Origin of the sequence: Vibrio sp. AND4, assembly GCF_000171815.1 — a bacterium.
Lineage (GTDB): Bacteria > Pseudomonadota > Gammaproteobacteria > Enterobacterales > Vibrionaceae > Vibrio.
Genome location: NZ_ABGR01000004.1, coordinates 81782 through 101023, shown reverse-complemented (window position 1 = coordinate 101023; position 19242 = coordinate 81782). Strand labels below are relative to the sequence as shown.

The 19242-nt window shown below is 41.5% G+C and carries 11 protein-coding genes; 8 read left to right on the top strand and 3 right to left on the bottom strand.

Annotation, left to right across the window (positions count from 1 at the left end):
- Positions 1–63: 63 nt before the first annotated feature.
- Both cqsA and ylqF read right to left on the bottom strand, forming a co-directional pair.
- On the bottom strand, positions 64–1245 hold the full coding sequence (gene cqsA, locus AND4_RS07210) for an alpha-hydroxyketone-type quorum-sensing autoinducer synthase (RefSeq protein ID WP_009842285.1): 1182 nt from the start codon (positions 1243–1245) through the stop codon (positions 64–66).
- Between the two features lie 405 nt (positions 1246–1650).
- Positions 1651–2595, bottom strand: coding sequence for a ribosome biogenesis GTPase YlqF (gene ylqF / locus AND4_RS07205; RefSeq protein WP_009842284.1), 945 nt, complete (start codon positions 2593–2595; stop codon positions 1651–1653).
- A 320-nt stretch (positions 2596–2915) separates the two neighbouring features.
- On the opposite strand from ylqF, the gene AND4_RS07200 reads away from it, so the two are divergent.
- The 8 genes from AND4_RS07200 (at position 2916) to AND4_RS07165 (ending at position 17702) form a co-directional block, all read left to right on the top strand.
- Entirely contained in the window at positions 2916–6275 is a 3360-nt protein-coding gene (locus tag AND4_RS07200; RefSeq protein WP_043991550.1) for an ATP-binding protein, read from the top strand.
- Between the two features lie 233 nt (positions 6276–6508).
- Positions 6509–6685: a helix-turn-helix domain-containing protein gene (locus tag AND4_RS07195; RefSeq protein ID WP_009842282.1), complete on the top strand. Its 177-nt coding sequence runs from the start codon at positions 6509–6511 to the stop codon at positions 6683–6685.
- Positions 6682–8181, top strand: coding sequence for a class I SAM-dependent DNA methyltransferase (locus AND4_RS07190; RefSeq protein WP_009842281.1), 1500 nt, complete (start codon positions 6682–6684; stop codon positions 8179–8181). The genes AND4_RS07195 and AND4_RS07190 overlap by 4 nt, the downstream gene beginning before the upstream one ends.
- A complete protein-coding gene (locus tag AND4_RS07185) occupies positions 8178–9692 on the top strand; it encodes a class I SAM-dependent DNA methyltransferase (protein WP_009842280.1) in 1515 nt (504 codons plus the stop codon). Before AND4_RS07190 ends, AND4_RS07185 begins: the two co-directional genes overlap by 4 nt.
- Positions 9689–10837, top strand: coding sequence for a restriction endonuclease subunit S (locus AND4_RS19465; RefSeq protein ID WP_009842279.1), 1149 nt, complete (start codon positions 9689–9691; stop codon positions 10835–10837). Before AND4_RS07185 ends, AND4_RS19465 begins: the two co-directional genes overlap by 4 nt.
- Positions 10838–10840: 3 nt before the next feature.
- Positions 10841–13903: an HsdR family type I site-specific deoxyribonuclease gene (locus tag AND4_RS07175; RefSeq protein WP_009842278.1), complete on the top strand. Its 3063-nt coding sequence runs from the start codon at positions 10841–10843 to the stop codon at positions 13901–13903.
- Positions 13903–15783, top strand: coding sequence for an AAA family ATPase (locus AND4_RS07170; protein ID WP_009842277.1), 1881 nt, complete (start codon positions 13903–13905; stop codon positions 15781–15783). The genes AND4_RS07175 and AND4_RS07170 overlap by 1 nt, the downstream gene beginning before the upstream one ends.
- Complete coding sequence (locus tag AND4_RS07165; RefSeq protein ID WP_009842276.1) at positions 15783–17702, top strand: N-6 DNA methylase; 1920 nt, start codon at positions 15783–15785, stop codon at positions 17700–17702. The genes AND4_RS07170 and AND4_RS07165 overlap by 1 nt, the downstream gene beginning before the upstream one ends.
- Positions 17703–18278: 576 nt before the next feature.
- Here AND4_RS07165 and AND4_RS07160 read toward each other — a convergent pair.
- Entirely contained in the window at positions 18279–19205 is a 927-nt protein-coding gene (locus tag AND4_RS07160) for a tyrosine-type recombinase/integrase (protein WP_275039046.1), read from the bottom strand.
- Positions 19206–19242 lie beyond the last annotated feature (37 nt).

The window sequence follows — 19242 nt, the reverse complement described above, 5'->3', positions numbered from 1 at the left end:
TAGGCTGAGCTCTTTATGTTTCGGCAGTCACAAGTTTTTATGACACCGTGCTGTTCCGACCTACTATACGAATTCTAACTCTGGGTGATTGTACGCCTCCTTACAAACGCTGAGTACATGGTTAAGGTCACTGAGTGTCATGTCAGCGTTGATCGATAATCGAATAATGTTTTTATTCTTACCCGTAGCAGGGCGACAGAATACGGCACCAAACACGTTTCTTTCCTCTAAGAAGTCACGCACTCGCTCTGTATTTCGCTCGCTACCACACTCTAGCGCAATGATTTGCGATTCGCTGCGGATTTGATAGCCGATCTGTTTAAGCCCCGTTCTGAGCGCTTTAGCGCGTTTGAATAGCCTTGTTCGCTTTTCATCTGCACTCTTAATAACGTCGAGCGTCTTTTCGAGTCGAACAATCTCTTGCGGCAGAACCGTCGAGCTAAAAATGGCAGGGAACGCAACAAAGGGTAACGTTTGAGTCAGCTTTTTAGGGCCAAGAATCGCGCCAGCCCGATAGGCAAAGGTTTTTGCCAGACTTACCGTAATAAAATCTACCTGATCTGTGAGCCCCAATGCTTTTACCAAACCTGAGCCATTGGGACCATGCGTACCCAGTGAGTGGGATTCATCGACCACCAATGCACAGTCGAACTCACGCGCCATTTCGTAGATGTCGTGAAGTGGAGCAATCGTACCAATTGTGCTGTAAACCGAATCCACCACAATAATACCAGAACCATAGCGCTGTATTTGCTTTCGTAAATGCCCCATATTATTGTGCATGAATGGGTGTGCTATCCCTCCTGCGGCGCGAATACCTTCCCATAACGACATATGTGCAAAGAAGTCGATATAGACAGGCGTTTCTGGTGAACAAATAGTCTGCAACAGACCAATGTTTGCGGCCCACCCAGATTGGGAAAGTAAGCACCCTTCCATACCAACATAGTCTGCTAGTTGATTTTCAAATGCGGGCTTAGACTCACCATCTTGTAAGAAGATTGCTGACATGACGACGTTGTCATCGTGTTCGTAAATAGCCTCGCGATGTGCCTGCTGAATTTGTTGGTTGTGGGACAACGACAGATAGTCATTACTTTGCATGACGACTGCACCTTGTGGTGGTCGCTTCCCTAATACCAAGTGTTTTTGGTTATCGTTCTGTTCGATCAGATCTCGAATATAAAAGTCTAGGCGTTCCTCGACAAATGAAGGAAGTGGTTTCGTTTTCAGTTTATCAATCATAATAAAATCTCTTCGTAACACAGAAAAACGCCAGCGCTGACAGTTATATAGTTTGACCGATATGAGTTTGGTGTCACTGCTCGGGTTGCATAAGTTTGCGCACACCTGCAAACTCCGCATTTAAGGGTTGGGTGAGCTTTGTAACTCCTTACTCTTTGGGGGTCTAACTAGAATTAAGCTAAAGAAATAACTGTCAAATAGCACAGTAAATATTGATGAATTTATTCGAGTTTCGATAAAAATTAAGGAAAAATACAAATTGAGAACTTTTGAGAGGAAGTTGTGTTTCGTGGCCTTGGTTCCATAGCTGATGAGAAAATCGCTGCGCTATTACACTGGAATAAAAAATTTAAACACAAAAAAAGCACGTTTAAAACGTGCCTTTTAAAAAGAGTGGGGAAACGATTATCGTTTATTACGAAGGTAGCGCTTTCGTCGTTCTTCTTTACGTTTTGCTTTCTCTTCCTCTTTGCGAGCGGTTTCGATTTCGACTTCGATTAGCTCTTGAGTAATCATCTCAGGAAGCTCTAAAGTAATTTGACCCAAAGTACCCTGACGAAGCTCGTGCAGTAAGATCTCAGATACCTTGTGCAAATCAACGCGACCACCAGCACGCAGCGCGCCACGACGACGACCAATCTCTTCGATGATTTCAATATCAGACTCAGGCAGTTCGTCAATCTGATAGCGCTCTTTTAGCTTCTCTGGATAGTGAGCAGCTAGGTATTCTACTGTGTAAAACGCCACTTCATCGTATTCCATTGCGGTATCTTTTACCGCCCCGGTTGCCGCTAGACGGAAGCCGCTGTGTGGGTTTTCAACCTTTGGCCACAAAATCCCCGGAGTATCTGAAAGGACAATACCGTTTTGCAGATTAATGCGTTGCTGACGGCGAGTGACCGCTGGTTGGTTGCCAGTGACGGCAATGGTACGACCCGCTAAGGCATTAATAATGGTTGATTTGCCAACGTTTGGAATGCCCATGATCATGGTGCGAATGTTTTTGCCGATTTCTTCGCGATGTGGCGCAAGCTTACGTACCAACTCCATAATTTTTTGGACTTCTTGCGATTGTGAAGTAGTAATGGCAATCGCTTTCACGTTGTGCTCTTTCTCGAAGTGGTCAATCCAAACCTGAGTCAACTGCGGATCCGCGAGGTCACGTTTGTTAAGCACTTTTACTACAGGCTTATCTCCCTTGAGCTCCGCGATCATAGGGTTTTCACTACTAAAAGGAATACGAGCATCCAGTACTTCAATAATCACATCTATTTGAGGGATCGCTTCTGCAATCTCCTTCTGGGCTTTGTGCATGTGGCCCGGAAACCACTGGATAGAGTTATTAACCATTCGAAAAATCGCCTTATTGTTTCATGGTTATGCTGGTGGGGTACCAAAAGAAAAATCAGATAGAGAGGTACTGGAAGTATTTAATGACCACCTGAAGCCACGTCAGCATTGATATGATTATTCTAACACTTTAATTGTATGGACGAAAATCTTAGTCGTTTTAAAAATCTAATCTCGTTCTAAGGTAATTCAATGCTGCTTTGTTTTTTAGGTATTCGTCACACTATATCATTCTTTTGACAATTATCACCGTCTTATGCAACAAGGTTGTATATCATTGTAAGTTAAAGATCTTTGATGGTATTGATAGGCTTAAGTTAGTGGACAATAGAATAGAAAACTCAATAAATATATTGAGAGCTTGGCATTTAGTGGAGTTTTTTCAAGCCTACTCGGTGCCAGATAAAGACGACAGTAAAATTGCACCAGTAAACGTGTCCGCTCACGAGTTGCAGTCACATGGTAATTGCCTACTGCCGTGGTTAAATCCCGCGGTTCGTGATTCGCTCGGTCTTACACCGGGCAAAAAATGTACTTATACTCTATATCTAGGGTTGTTCGATAAATCGTCGATAGATAAAAAAGTTGCAGAGTATTTTTCTACTAACCGTCAGGAGGCTTGCTTCTCTGAAGAGATAGAGCAAAGAAGGGATAATGAGGGAGCGTCTTGCTTTGCAAAATTGATGTTGGATGAGTTCGGTACTCCTCGACTCGATACTTTTTCGATAAGTACGTTGCCTTGGGCTCTAGCAGAGTTACTAGAGGGAAGGGCTGGTAGTATATCTCAGGAACGATTTGATAGTCGGTATGGCGACCTTAACGTGCTTTTGGATCGCTGTAAAAACAATTTGCTCAATCATCCTAGCTCAGAGGGTAGGCATACTCTTTGTGTGAAAAGCCTCATGAGCTTAGTTGAGGGGCTTTACCAATGGGCTGGCATTTCCAATCAAGATTTGTTGCTTTCAAAGAACTCGAAGGTTTACCCGTTTCAGATGGCTTTTTATGAGTATGAGGCGAAGTCAGACAATCTATTGGAGAACAAAAAGGCTCCAGGAAAAGTTGAAGACGATAATGAAGATGCATCTAATGAAGATGAATCTCAGTTACCTATTCTAAACAGCTTCTATATTCGAGATATAGAGCGGGCCATTAATGCGATTTCCGCAGGCAGGGCCAGCCAGCCCCTTCAAACCTACTTGGGGCGATCCAGTTATAAGCATGTCGACCTTTATACCAATGACTCGATACTGTTGATTCACAATCACTTGAACCCCAAAGAAACACCAGAAGGAAGGTGGCTGACAGAGCCTGCGCATAATATGTCTTTAATGCAGCAGTTCGCCATCAATACGGTATTCAAGGAGCTGAAAGCAGGTGGAGTAATCTCGGTTAATGGCCCTCCAGGCACAGGTAAAACGACGTTATTGCGGGATATAATTGCGCAAAATATTGTTGAGAGGGCGAAAGTACTAGCTTCCTTTTCGAAAGCTAGCGATGGGTTAAGTTCAGAAGGGTTCCTTGTTAAAGAACTTGCTGATTTTGAAATGGTTGTAGCGTCATCGAACAATGCAGCGGTTGAAAATATCTCAAAAGAGCTTCCACAAGCAAAATCGGTAGCTGGCAGGTATGCTGATACCGGTTTTTTTCGCCCTGTAGCCAATCAAGTAAGTGCTGATGAGAAGAAAGGCCGTTTACAGCCCTTGAAGGATAGTAAGCAGAGCTGGGGGAATATCTCTGCTGCTATGGGGGCTTATAAAAAGAGGCAAAAGTTTCTCGACCGTTTTTTCTTTAAATACCACTATGAAAAAGGCAAAGAGCCAGCGGTTAGAGAACCTTCTTTAGACTTCTTGAATTTTTGGCAATATCGCTCAACCTATACAGGCCCTTCTTTTAACACGGCCAAAAAAATTTTTAACGAGAAATTATCTCGTTTCCATGAGTTGAATGACAAGCTAGCCTATTTTGATAGCCTACAAAATACTTTCGATGCACATCAATTTGATATTGATTTACATCGAATGAACAGTGGTCTAAATGAGCTAGAAAACTATGTTCATTCGCTCTCTGTGGAGCTTGATGCCCTTAATTCAACAAGAAACGCTGAAGTGAAAAGGGAAGAAGAAATCGCAGTTTCCTTAGAGTTACTAAAGGTTAACTCTCCAGGTTGGTTCAGTCGGTTCTTTAATACTAAGAAAAATAAACAATATAAAGTTTCACTATCTCAAAAACTCGGTGAGTACGAAAATGTCAAAAAATCTATTCGCTTGATTATTGGTGACGTTGATTCCAAAGAAATCGAGAGAAAAGGGTGTACAAAGAAAATTTTACAGCAGCAGGTTGATATCCAATCCAAAGAGCTTGAAAAGCAGAAGCTTTTAGATGAGTTAGATGCCTATAGAACGGAATTTAAAGGGTATCACTTACCTGAAGTGACTGATGATATCGAGGGACATGATAGGCAGAGGCACGCATGCTGGCAGCACGAGACCATCAATGCACTTCGATCTGATATATACTCGGCTGCGTTACAGCTTCATGAGGCTTGGCTGATAGAAGCTAGTAAGCAAAGTACCTTCCGAACCCAGATAGTTAAAATCAATGATGTTGTATTAGGTAAGAATAGCGAAAATGCACTCGCGATTTGGCAGATGCTATTTATGTTTGTCCCCGTGGTTTCGACGACTTTTGCTTCATTGGGAAATATGTTTTCTAAGTTGCCGCCAGACTCTCTAGGTTGGCTCATGATTGATGAGGCAGGGCAAGCAGTACCACAATCTGCTGTAGGTGGTTTGCTTCGTGCTAAGCGAGCGGTGGTTGTTGGAGACCCTCTGCAGATCGAACCTGTGTTTACATCGCCACCAGAGCTGATTGACTACTTAATGAAATCTAAGTTGGAAGAAGAATCAGAGAAGTGGGACCCTTGTATGTGGTCAGTTCAGACTTTAGCCGATCGCGTTAATCCATATGGCTGTATGATAGATATGGATGGTGAAGAACAATGGATAGGCATACCGTTATGGGTACATCGTAGATGTATCGAGCCAATGTTTAGCATTTCGAATGAAATAGCTTACAACAACCGAATGATACATGGCTCTGACAACGATAAAGACGTTGAGCCAAGAACTCATAAGGCCTTAGGACACAATCGATGGAATGATTCACAAGGAGACTGTGTACTCAAACAATACAAGCGAGAGTTGGGTGAAGAGGTTAAAGCCCTTTTACTTGAATTAGCAGCGCACAATGGCGACTTAAGCAGCATCTATTTAATAACACCATTTAAAGCAGTCAAAAAAGAGTTGAGAGAAGATCTGAGGCGTAGCAAGTCAGAGCTGCTTAACAATTCAAGTTGGAATAACAAGGAGTTTAACAACTTTTTGAAACACAACGTGGGGACTGTTCATACCTTCCAAGGCAAGGAGAACGATACCGTCATTTTAGTACTTGGTTGTGACACAAGAAACAGTGGCGGGGCGTCTTGGGCTTCTTCAAAACCAAATTTGTTGAACGTAGCGGTTACCCGAGCCAAAAAACACTTGTATGTCATCGGCGATATTCAGGTTTGGTCCGACAAGCGCTATTTTGATAAAACATACAGTAAGTTGAATCATTTTAGTATGAAAGACTATTCGCAGAGCGATAGTACAACGAAACACAAAGACCCATTGCCTGTTTAGGTTAGTAATAGTTCTACACTTACGAGTTGCTGAATTATCAATATAGTTTGGAAGCTATCACTGCATTGATAACTATGAAACAAATATCCACCAGCTTTCACTGGTGGGCATTTGTATTTTTTCTATGCACTCAGTCTTGTAATGAACCATCCTACATTGCCGATTCCCCAATTTTCCCATATTCTCTCACCATTAATTCTGATGAATAAAACCAACATGAGATAACACTCTGAATGGTAGACCAAATTTTAACCTTGAAAGAGGTGGCTGCTTACCTAAAGTTGGCCGAAAAAACAGCATATAGATTAGCAAGCGAAGGAAAGCTTCCTGGTTTCAAAGTCGGCGGTTCTTGGCGCTTCAAGCGTGAAGACCTTGAAGCGTGGATAGAAGAGAATAAGAGTAAGCAATGACATTAATAAATCTCAAAGACTTAGAAGCGCACCTTTGGCATGCGGCCCACATCATTACGGGACCAATTGACGCTTCAGACTACAAAACCTACATCTTCCCAATCCTATTCTTTAAGCGTATCTGTGATGTTTACGATGAAGAGTTCGAAGAGGCGATGGAGCAAGTGGGTGACGAAGAGCTTGCGAAAGGCGATATGTTTCACCGCATTCAAATTCCAGCTAACTGTCATTGGAAAGATGTGTTTGCAGAAACTAAGGACATCGGCCAAGCCTTAAAAGATTCATTCCGTGGCATTGAGCTAGAAAACCCACAGCTACATGGCATTTTTGGTGACGCGAGCTGGACTAACAAAGAGCGCCTCTCAGACGAACTGCTATCGACACTGCTCAACCATTTCAACAAGGTTAACCTTGGTGTATCGAGTGTGCGTAATGATGATATGGGCCGTGCTTACGAATACCTCATCAAGCGCTTTGCTGATAAAGCAAACAAGAAAGCAGGTGAGTTCTATACGCCACGTACCATTGTTCGTCTTATGGTTAATATTCTAGACCCACAAGCTAATGAAAGTGTTTATGACCCGGCTTGTGGTACAGGCGGTATGCTGCTTGAAACCATCCACCATGTTAAAGAGAATGGCGGTGACCCACGTCTTCTTAAAATCAAAGGTCAAGAGAAGAACCTTACTACCGAAGCGATTGCTCGAATGAACTTGTTCCTACACGGGCAAGAAGACTTTGAAATTGTGCGTGGTGATACACTTCGTGATCCTAAGTTTTTGCAAAATGACCAACTAGAAAACTTTGACTGCGTAATCGCAAACCCACCATTTAGCTTGAAAGAGTGGGGGCATGATTATTGGACAAGTGATCCATATGGCCGAGCAAGCTTTGGCCTAGCACCAAAAACCAACGGGGATTTTGCTTGGGTGCAGCATATGTTTGCCTCATTGAATGATGAAGGGCGCATGGCGGTAGTACTGCCACATGGCGTGCTTTTCCGTGGTGGTGCAGAAGGTAAAATCAGAACCAAGCTATTAAAAGAAAACCGCATCGTGGCGGTAATCGGCGTGGCTTCAAATCTGTTCTACGGTACGGGCATCCCTGCTTGTATTCTCGTGTTGCGTAAAGCGAGACCAGAAGAGCATAAAGACCATGTGCTGATTGTGAATGCGGAAGAAATCTTTACCAAAGGTCGAGCGCAAAACACCTTGTCAGAGCCTCAAGCTGATGAGATCTATGACATCTATCAGAAGATGCGTACCAAAGGCCCGAAAGCAGACGACATTGAAGGTGTCGCACGTTGGGTGCCACATAGCGAGATTGAAGAGAACGATTTCAACTTGAACATCGCTCGTTATGTACAAAAGCCGCTAGAAGAAGAAACCATTACCGTAGAAGAAGCATTGAAAGATTTCCAGCAAAAATTAGTAGCCTTAGAAGTCGCTGAACAAGAGTTAGAAGCCTTGTTAATCAAAGAGGGCTTTGAGCTATGAATAAAAACAAATTAGAAGACTTACTTTGGGGTGCTGCCGAGTTCCTGCGTGGCCAGATTGATGCGTCTGATTACAAGCAGTACGTCTTCCCATTGCTGTTCTTTAAGCGTCTATCGGATGTATATCTGGAAGAGTATAACGAAGCGCTAGAGTTGCATGAAGGTGATGCTGAATATGCTGCGATGTCGATGTACCACCGTTTCGATATTCCAGAAGAAGCGAGCTGGGAGAAAGTGCGCAACACCAGCAAAGACATTGGTGAAGCGATTCAAAATGCACTGCGTTTGATTGAAGCAAAGAACGAGCGTTTGCACGGTGTATTTGGTGATGCGCAGTGGACCAACAAAGAGCGTTTGCCAGATCACTTGTTGTCAGACCTTATTCAGCATTTCAGCAAAATCCCACTAGGCATTAAGTCTGTTGCTCAAGATGACTTGGGTGAGGCTTACGAGTATTTGATCAAAAAATTTGCGGATGACTCAGGCCATACCGCTGCGGAGTTCTATACCAATCGTACTGTAGTGCATTTAATGACCCGTATCATGAAGCTCAAACCAGGTGAGAGTGCGTATGACCCAACCTGTGGTACGGGCGGAATGCTGCTTAATGCGGTGATGGATTTACGTGCGCAAGGGGAGGAGTCTTCAACCAATGGACAACAGTGGCGCGGTGTTCACTTGTATGGCCAAGAAGTAAACCTGCTAACCTCTGCAATTGCACGTATGAACATGTTCCTGCATGACATTGAAGAGTTCGATGTCATGCGTGGCGATACCTTAGGCGAACCTAAGTTTATCGAGAACGACCAGCTCAAACAATTTGATGTCATTTTTGCTAACCCGCCGTACTCCATCAAAAAGTGGAACCGTGAAAAGTTCGCAGCAGACCCGTATGGTCGTAATATGTACGGCGTACCACCACAAGGTTGTGCTGATTATGGTTTCTATACCCATATCATCAAAAGTTTAAAACCTGATACTGGCCGTGCAGCCATGCTTTGGCCTCATGGGGTACTGTTCCGTGATTCTGAGCAAGCGATCCGCAAGCAGGTGATTGAGTCTGACATCATTGAAGCGGTGGTAGGGCTTGGACCAAACCTGTTCTACAACTCGCCAATGGAATCATGTGTTGTGGTGCTTAACTGCAATAAACCTGTTGAGCGCAAAAACAAGATACTGTTTATCAATGGCATCGAACATGTAACCCGTGAGCGTGCCCATAGCCGCTTATCTGATGATGATTTGGATGTGCTTTGTGAAGCTTACTTCAAACCAGACAACCAAAGAGATATTACAGCATTGGTTGATTTAGACACTATCAGTGAAAACCAATACAACTTATCTATTCCACTTTACGTGGAAGCTAAGGTTGGTGGGCAAGTACATGATATCGAACATGCTATTGAGTCATGGAAAGTAAACCGTGTGCAATTGAAAAAGCAGGCGAATAAATTTTTCAAGAGCCTTGCAGAGCTTGGGTATATCGTTGAAAGTAAGGTGGAACAACTGTGACAGAGCATAAGTCATCAGAAAGCTGGCAAATGGTGAAATTTGGTGATATTGCCAAACAGATTTCTAAGCGTGTTGAGCCGAATGAAACCGATCTTAAAATCTATGTTGGATTAGAACATCTAGACCCCGACAGCCTAATAATTAAGCGCCATGGTGTACCTTCTGATGTAAAAGGTCAAAAATTGTTAGTCAATAAAGGGCAGATAATATTTGGCAAGCGACGAGCCTATCAACGGAAAATAGCAGTGGCGGATTGTGATTGCATCTGCTCTGCTCATGCGATGGTACTTGAAGCTAATCCTGATAAAGTTATTCCAGAGTTCCTGCCATTTTTCATGCAGTCTGATGTATTTATGAATCGGGCAGTAGCTATATCAGAAGGTTCTCTTTCGCCAACGATAAAGTGGAAGGTTTTAGCATCGCAGAATTTTAAAATTCCTTCTGTTGTACAACAACGTAAAATTATTGAGGCCGGATTCCTTTTACAAAGAATACAAGAACAAATAACAGACCTAAATGAGTCGGCGATAAACCTATCAAACTCCATTATACAAAAATCACTCAACCGAGATAAGGTTGAGGTGAAAAAGTTAAATCAGCTAGTCGACATGCAAGTTGGGTATGCCTTTAAGAGTAAAGATTTTTCTGATAAAGGTGTTGCTTTAATGCGGGGTGCGAATGTAGGAGTAAGCAAACCAGATTGGGCTAATGGGAAGAAATTTCTATCCAATGAGATGGCTAAAGATTACTCTGAATATTTGTTAAATGATAAGGACATCATCATAGCAATGGATCGCCCATTTACCGGAGCAGGGTTCAAGGTAAGTCGATTGAGTAAATCCGATTTACCATGTCTACTAGTACAGCGTGTGGGGCGATTTCACTCATACAAAGGCATAACACAAGAATACCTTTGGCTCCTATTGAACTCCAAATTCGTAAAAGGATATTTATTTTCTCAGCAAAAAGGTATGGATATACCACACCTTTCCAGAAAGGAAATTTTAGAATGTGAAGTTCCTGTACTCTCCGAGGACGAGCAAAACGAACTCTCTAATACGATTGGGTGCTTGTTATCGAAGTGCGATGCTTTAAGCGAAAAACGTATTTATGTAAGACAAATTAAAAAAACTCTTTTAGGTTAAAAAATGTTTAACGAACAAAACGTCACAGAAGATGGAATTATTGACCGTTTAAAAGGCTTGAGCGGAGTAAAGTGGAATTACTGTCATGGTGAGAGCTTGCCTAAGCAAACTCACGATATCTTCGTTGATACCTGGCTTAAAGACGCGCTTTGTTCGTTAAACCCTGATATTTGCAACAATCCTGATTATGCTGATGAGGTGATCTACAAACTTCGTGGCTTGATGTTAGAAGCTAAGCATACTGGTTTAGTCAAAGCCAACGAGAATTTCCATGAATGGTTGATGGCAGAGAAAAGCCTACCGTTTGGCGAAAATGGCGATCATATCACTATCAAGCTGATTGATTTTGATACTCCCGAAAACAACCACTTTGTTGTTTCTCAGCAGGTTCACTTCATTGCCGCGACAGAGGTGTTCTTCGATATCGTTCTGTACGTGAACGGTATCCCGCTGGTGGTGGGGGAAGTAAAATCTGCCACTCGTCCAAGTGTGACTTGGCAAGATGGTGCTGCTGATTTTATTGGTGGTCAAAAGCATTATTGGAAAAATGTTGAGCCCTTCTTCGTGCCAAACCTTCTATGTTTTGCTTCTGAAGGTCGCACTTTTGCTTATGGTGCGATTAATGCCCGAGTTAAAGATTGGGGGCCATGGCATAAAACCGATCAGCGAGATGAGATTCCTGCAAGTTTAGCTACCGTGCTTGATAGTTGCGAAGGCTTGTTGAACCCAGAAACCTTGCTGCAAATGTTAGAGTCTTTTGCGCTGTTTTCAACGGTGAAGACAGGCAAAGACACTCCACCTAAACGCATTAAAATCTTACCGCGTTACCCTCAATTCGAAGCTGCAAAGCAAATTGTTGAGCGTGTAAAAAAAGGTTATCCGAAAAAAGGTCTTATCTGGCACTTCCAAGGTTCAGGTAAGTCCTTGCTTATGCTCTATGCGGCTCGCATGCTTCGTGCTGATAACAAATTGAAAAATCCAACCGTCTTGATTGTGGTAGACCGTCGAGATCTCGATAGCCAAATCAATGAAACCTTTGGTGGAGCGGATGTTAAAAATCTCATCAAAGTACAAAGCTGTAAAAAGCTTGGTGAGCATATAGAACAAGATAGTCGCGGCATTTTGATCACCACCGTCTTCAAGTTTAAAGACGTCGAAATCGATGAGAGCAATGAAAACGGTCTAAACAGTCGTGATAACATTATTGTGCTGGTGGATGAAGCGCACCGCACTCAAGAGGGTTCTCTTGGCGACAAAATGCGCTGGGCGCTGCCTCATGCTCATTTCTATGGCTTAACAGGTACGCCGATTTCTGGTATCGACCGCAATACTTTCAAACTCTTTGGTGCTGAAGAGGATGAAGGGCGTTATATGAACCGCTACAGCTATAAGCAGTCCATACGAGATAAAGCGACCAATGCAGTCAAGTTTGAGCCTCGTTTGGCTGAGCTTCGTGTGGATCGTGCAGCAATTGATGAAGCCTTTGAACAAATGGTCAAAGATAACGACCTAGACGATGATGAGAAAATGGCATTATCTAAGCGTGCTGGCCGCTTAGCGATTATGTTGAAGGCGCCAAAACGCATGGCGGCGGTAAGTGAAGATATTGCCAATCACTTTGTAAGCCATGTAAAGCCAAAGCAGATGAAAGGCATGGTAGTGGTCTATGACCGAGATACCTGTGTGCAGATGTATTATTTGCTCGGTAAGAAACTAGGCTTTGATGCGGTAGAAGTGGTCATGAACGTCGACCAAGCACCAATCAAAGATGAAGACGCAAGTAAGAAAGGCAAGGTTAACAAGGACTGGCGTAAATGGAAGCAAGACCTTGAGCTGCCTATCAAAGAGTCCGACTTTGAACGTTGGCAAGAGATTGATGGTAATGACCAAAAGCAGAAGAGCCTGATTGAGGATTACAAAGATCCAAAACAACCACTTCAATTGCTGATTGTTACCGCAAAACTGTTGACCGGATTCGATGCGCCTATCTGTTACTGCATGTACTTAGATAAGCCATTACGTGACCATACCCTGTTGCAGGCGATGTGTCGTACTAACCGTTTGTACGAGACGGACAACGTTAGTAAGCAAATGGGCCTCATCATTGATTACTTAGGCGTGTTTGAGAACTTGCGTACCGCATTAGCTTATAACCCCGAAGAAATAGAAGGTGTGGTAGAAGGTATCGAGGCCTTTAAAGAGCTACTGCCAGCTCAGTTAGACAAGTGTTTAAGCTTCTTCCCTAATGTCGACAGAACCATCGATGGTTTCGAAGGTATTATGGCAGCACAAGCTTGCTTACCAACTAACGAGAAACGTGATGAGTTTGCGGCCTCTTTTGGTGTTTTAGCTAAGTTATGGTCTGCGATTAACCCGGATGCTTTCTTAACGCCTTATCGAGCGGATTATAAGTGGCTGGTACAAATCTATGAATCAGTTCGCCCTGTAGGGCAGACAGGCTCTCTTGTTTGGGCTGCACTAGGCCCAGAAACCATCAAGATGATTCACGAACATACCGATATTAATCGCATTCGTGATGATATTGATGAATTGGTCATGGATGAGCACGCTATCTTCACGTTGACTGAGAAAGAGCAAGAGAAGCGAGCGAGCCAGCTTGAAATTGATCTCATGGGCCGTCTGCGCGGCAGCGGTAATCCTAAGTTTATCGCTCTCGGTGAGCGCTTAGAAAAACTACGCCAGGACTATGAAGCAGGCGTAATCAAGGCAATTGACTGGCTGAAAGGGCTACTTGATACGGCTAAAGATACAGTTCAAGCCGAACGTGAAACGGGCGATTCACCAGTAACTCAAGAAGATAACAAACAAGCACTAACAAAACTGTTCTTAGAAACTCGCCCCGAGAGCACACCAAAGCTAATCGGTGATGTCGTTGAGCAGATAGACAAGATTGTAAAAGCTAAACGCTTTAAAGGCTGGCAGAGCTCGAACAGTGGCCCAAGAGAGATTCAAAAGGCCTTGTTACTGACACTTGCTCAGTTTGGTTTAGGAAAAGACAAAGAGCTGTTCGCCAAGGCGTATGGTTATATTGAGGAACATTATTAATGGCAACTATTTCACTTCCCTTACCACCAAATGTCCTTCATGACCAACCACAGGAGCTAAAGTTTGACAAAATTGCTACTTTCATCGGTGGGAATGGCTCTGGTAAATCAACAATTTTAAAGTCTATCTTTGATGAAAAACTAAAGGGCTCTCTATACGAAGAATTTAATGTAGTATGTTTTTCGTCTGGCCAAAATGAAAGCTATTCGGAACGTTTTGCTCATTACTTAAACACGGAACGAAAAGATAAAAGGGCACTAAACCTAGATTGTTTTTACTATGACAAGTCGCTGGCGAAGCTACTAATATTTTTATCTACTACTGGTAACCAAAATGGTTTGGTACGCAAATTCTTGCGTCACAACGGTTATGTCATCGAAAGTGAATTTGAAGAGGATGATTCAACAAAAGTCTCTTTTGATATTAAAGTTGATAAAGCATATGTGAGCTTAGTAGGTCAAGCTCAAAAAGAAGAAGACCAAGGCAACAGCGATGTTATGACCAATAAGGCTTACCATCTAACTCTAAGCAACTTTATTAACACTTTAGTGGATGAGAGTTACGATTTTAGTCAACCTATAGAGCTGAAAACGATTCAGTTATCTCAAAGTGAGTTATCCAAGGTGTCTTTTGAGACAGATGAGCATACCTCTTTTGATTCGAAAATCATGTTCTTTACACAAGCTGCTGATAACGATTACTTTGTAGTTAAAAAAAGTCTCAACCTTGAATTTTTTAAAGTGATTGGTTCTTCAGGCGAGGACAGTAAGCCGCTACGCTTGGAGGATTTGAGTGATGGTGAGTACCAACTACTTTTCCTGTATGCATTAATAGATCTTTTTGACAGAGAAAATACTCTATTTTTGTTTGATGAAGCAGATTCTCATCTCCATTATAGAAATATTGATAGATTGTGGGAGGTTTACAATGAAATTAAAGGTTCACTAATCACAACATCACACTTGTTGGACTCTATTGCTAAAGCTGGGATCGATAAATTAAGAACTATTGAGTGTGGAGAGGTTCAATATGCCAATTCATCATTCAAACTACTTCAGAGATTAGAAGCTTTATCTGAAGTTGAAGAAACACAGTATAAAATTGTTTCTATGTATAAAAATGTCGTAGTTATGGATCATGCACATGACTGGGAAATTTTTAAGTTGTTACTTAAGAGAAAACTATCTATTGATGAAGAGTATTCAGATGAAATGATTGAGGATAGTCTATCTGATTTCATTTGCTTGAGTATTTCTTCTGGGTTTGTTGAGGGGCAAGATAAAAATACATTTGGTGACAATAAAATAAACTGGTTAAAAAATTACGAAAGGTTTTTAACGACTTTAAAAACATTGAAAAAACTGAAAGCTAAAACCGAAAGAGTATTCATGATATGCGATGCTGATGAATACCCTAATAATCTAATTGGTACAACTGAAAATCCATTTTTAGTTAAGGGCCACTTGTTTAAGCCTACAGAGCCCCCTAAGCCTTCTAAAAAAAATACTAAACAAAAAACTGAAAAAGATTCAAAGCCATTGAAAAAAGTGGTGTTATTGTCTTGGAGAAGAAGAGAGATTAAGCACTATCTACTGTCTTATACTGCTTTAGGGGCTGCATGTAATGAAATCAATAGGCACTACGTAGAAGATTGCCAGTTAAAAGTAGGCAAAAATGGAGATATTGGAATTGATGGTAAGTTCAATAGTTACTTGGCTAAGCATCCATCAAGTTCAGTTAAGAAAATCGTTGACCCTTATATAAATGTTGATGGTAAAGGGTTTTGCATCGAAAAAGCTCAAAAGTATGTTAACAAAATAATTCCTGAAGAGATCAGTAATGATATCGTAGATATGTATAAATACTTGGTGAGAAAGTAATGAATAATAATAGATTGACAGATATCATTGAACTCTTAAGAAAGGATACTGGCATAAATAATGCTATTGATGCCGTCGAGCAATTGTCACTGCTACTATTAATTAAATATATCGACAAGGCGGTCTCAATAGAATTACTAAATGAAAAGCATGTTGGTTCATTTCCGATCTTATTTACCGGGCTGGATAATCTTTCACAAAATGGTTCAGTAATTGATTGTTATACTTTAAGAGATAGATTAATTCAGATTGAAACTAATATTATTTTTAGTGAAGATGAATTATCTCATAGAATTTTCTCTCGCCATAACTGGAAAAAAATCGAAAACATATTTGAGCAGATACCTTTTAGAATAAGGTCAAATAAAATATTATATTTGGTTATACATAAACTGGAAGAGATAGATTTATTTGAAGATATTGAAGTTGATTTTGACTATCTACTGCTTAATATGATTAAGGATTCTGGTTCATCAGGTGCATATTATTCACCAAGACCGTTGATTAAGGCAATGGTCAGTGCTCTAAATCCTGAGCCACTAACTACAGTTTACGATCCTGCTATGGGAACAGGTGGTTTTTTTGTTGAGGCAATCAAACACGTAAAGAATAAGAGCTACTTTAATGATTTAAATTTTATTGGTAATGATCTAAGTCCATTCGCGCATTTGATAGGAATGTTGAACTTACTTCTCAACGATATCGACATTAGTGGTGTATCGATATCCGACTCATTGCTAAATAGAGATTGTCAGCAGTATGATTTTGTCATTTCTGGAGTGCCATTTGGAAAAGTTAACGAGTTAACTAAGTATGAATATTACTATCACGGTTATAGCGGCAGTCTTGAAGCTATGTTTCTTAAGCATACGATGGATAAGCTGGCAAAAGGGGGACGGGCTGCAATAGTTATTCCAGATGGCATTTTGTTCGGTAATGCATCACATCTAGATGAACTAAAGCGACAGTTGCTAACGCAATTTAATCTGCACACCGTTCTGAGCCTTCCTAAAGGTACGTTAGCACCATACTCTGGAGTTAAAGTTAGTGTTTTGTTTTTTGATAATACCGTGTCAGAAAAAGACATATGGTTTTATGAGTTAAGAACGGATAAACCTTTGAGTAAGTTAAACTCAATTACTGATTCTGACTTTGAGGACTTTACGTCATTGTACGAACGTAGAGAAGTTAGTGAGCATTCTTGCTTAATAAGTAAGGAGTCTTTACTACAAGATAAGACACTTAACCTTTCATTTTCTTTACCTAAGAAAGAAGCGGGCTTGAAGTTCGACAAACAGAAAATGATCGCCTTATTAAAAAGCGAACAGTTAGCTTTGGTGACATCAATTGAAAAGCACTTTGATACTATGTCTCGCAATTTCGAGTTAGAGTACATACATCATGTAGCGTTAAAAGATGTGTGTAAACTTAGAAGTGGAAAGAATCTCAATAAAGATGACGTCGAAAGCAAGGGAGAATTTCCTGTGTATGGGGGAAATGGAATAATAGGATATTACCTAGACGCTAATAGACCCGGAGACTCAGTCATAATTGGAAAGGTTGGTGCACACTGCGGAAACATACACTTTTCATCTAAACCATATTGGTTAACTACCAACGCGATAAGCTTGGAACTACTGGACACGACTAGGGTGTATTTACCTTACTTAGCTCATGTTTTAAAAAGCTTAGACTTGAACAATTTGGCAACAGGCACCGCACAAAAATTTGTTTCTATCAATCAGTTATATGAAGTGGAAGTTTCTTTACCTAGTCTAGAAAAACAAAAGGAACTGAGTGACTGGTTTACTTCGATTGAAGAAAGCAAGAGTAAGATACAAAGTCTGTTAGAAGGTTTCAGCAAAGATATTGGAGCTATCTCAACGGAATCAATTCATGAAAAGGCGCTGAAAGGATAGAAAGCTATAGCGATTCATAACATGAAATTTCAGATTTAGGGTCGAGTAGCCAGGCTTAAACGTAATGGAAGGGTAGTTAATCGATATCTTTCCATTCAATGGATTTTATTGAGTAATACTTTTAAATCATAGATCTGCTGTTTGTTTTTTAAATCAAGATCTTGATTCGCTAATCTTGCTGTCTCTCTCCCATCATATTCTGATGCCTAAGTATTTCTGCTTAGGCTTTTCGGTTTAGTAAGCGTCCCATCAAGCTAAGGGGACTTACCTCGGTTGGAGTACGCCGTATGCGCCCATAGTGCGATACTGCAGTGCTTAAAGTTTCAAGGCATGATATCTTGCCTGCTTTCGCCAGCTCTTTCTTACACTTAACCATATGGTTATAGAGGTTAAGACGATTGGCTTTGGCTAATTTTACGATTCTGTAAAGTGCCGCGCTCGCGTCAGCGTCTTATGGTGTGGTCGATAGCGGAGTTTTTCAAGGTAATTTTCAGTCAATAATCGGCTATTTAAATGTGCGCTGACAACGGCTAGTGCCTATCGATAAGTGTTCGCCACTCTTATCTTTTTCGTTGTTTAGTGATTACTATTCGCTTCCATTATAAACTCACTCCACCAGCTCATGATTTCTTTCCTTTGTTCAAAAAAGTCTGAGCGGTTGTAGCTCGCTCTTGTCGTATTCTTGTCCATGTGTGATAGGCAAGCCTCGATATGCAGTGTGTCAAAGCCTTGCTCGTGTAGGGCGGTTGATGCAATAGCTCTCAAACCATGTGCAACGAGTTCATCTTTAAACCCTAAGCTGCGTTTTAAAGCAGCATTGGCTGTGTAGATGCTTATATGACTCTGTGGGTTTCGTTCACCAGGGAAGACGAATTCTTTACCGTCACTTTGAATTCTGATTCGTTCAAGAATGGTAATAGCCTGCTCAGTTAGAGGGACTCTGTGTTCACGTCTACGCTTCATTTCTTCAGCAGGTATGGTCCAGCATCGGTTTTTTAAATCTATGTCTTTCCAGCGTGTTCTTGCCGCTTCTTTTGGACGTGCGATAGTGTGCAACTGCCAAAGTAGCAGTAGTTTGGTTTTATCTTGGATGTTTTCATTTTGCTCCAATCGAGATAAAAAGTCGCCTAATAGTTCAGGTCGAATGGTAGGCATGTTTTCAACGTGATGTTTCTCAAATGAATTGCTCATTTTTGTAAGAGGGTTAGCGTTGATAACATCGCTTGCGACAGCGAGAAAGTTATCATCGTGCTTGCGTAGCTCTTCAATTCTCTTATCTTCTTTGACGCGCTTAGGATCTAAACCTAACGCAATTTGTTTGCGATATTCTGCTGCTTCTAATTTGGCGGCAGCCAGCCCCAGGGAAGGATAGGTTCCCATTGAAATTTTAGTTACTTTTCGTGTTACAGGGTGACGATATTTGAATTGCCAGGTTTTCGTTCCTTTTGCGGTAGTGGAGCGTTTAGGGTGAATACGAAGTTGTAAGCCCTCTTTAACTTTCAGAAGCCTAACTCCAGCTTTAGCTTTTACTGGGGCACTT

Excerpts from the sequence above, each read along its gene's own strand:
- AND4_RS07190 (WP_009842281.1), top strand. The coding sequence starts at position 6,682 with ATGACATTAATAAATCTCAAAGACTTAGAAGCGCACCTTTGGCATGCG.
- AND4_RS07175 (WP_009842278.1), top strand. The coding sequence starts at position 10,841 with ATGTTTAACGAACAAAACGTCACAGAAGATGGAATTATTGACCGTTTA.
- AND4_RS07170 (WP_009842277.1), top strand. The coding sequence starts at position 13,903 with ATGGCAACTATTTCACTTCCCTTACCACCAAATGTCCTTCATGACCAA.
- AND4_RS07165 (WP_009842276.1), top strand. The coding sequence starts at position 15,783 with ATGAATAATAATAGATTGACAGATATCATTGAACTCTTAAGAAAGGAT.
- ylqF (WP_009842284.1), bottom strand. The coding sequence starts at position 2,595 with ATGGTTAATAACTCTATCCAGTGGTTTCCGGGCCACATGCACAAAGCC.
- AND4_RS07185 (WP_009842280.1), top strand. The coding sequence starts at position 8,178 with ATGAATAAAAACAAATTAGAAGACTTACTTTGGGGTGCTGCCGAGTTC.
- cqsA (WP_009842285.1), bottom strand. The coding sequence starts at position 1,245 with ATGATTGATAAACTGAAAACGAAACCACTTCCTTCATTTGTCGAGGAA.
- AND4_RS07195 (WP_009842282.1), top strand. The coding sequence starts at position 6,509 with ATGGTAGACCAAATTTTAACCTTGAAAGAGGTGGCTGCTTACCTAAAG.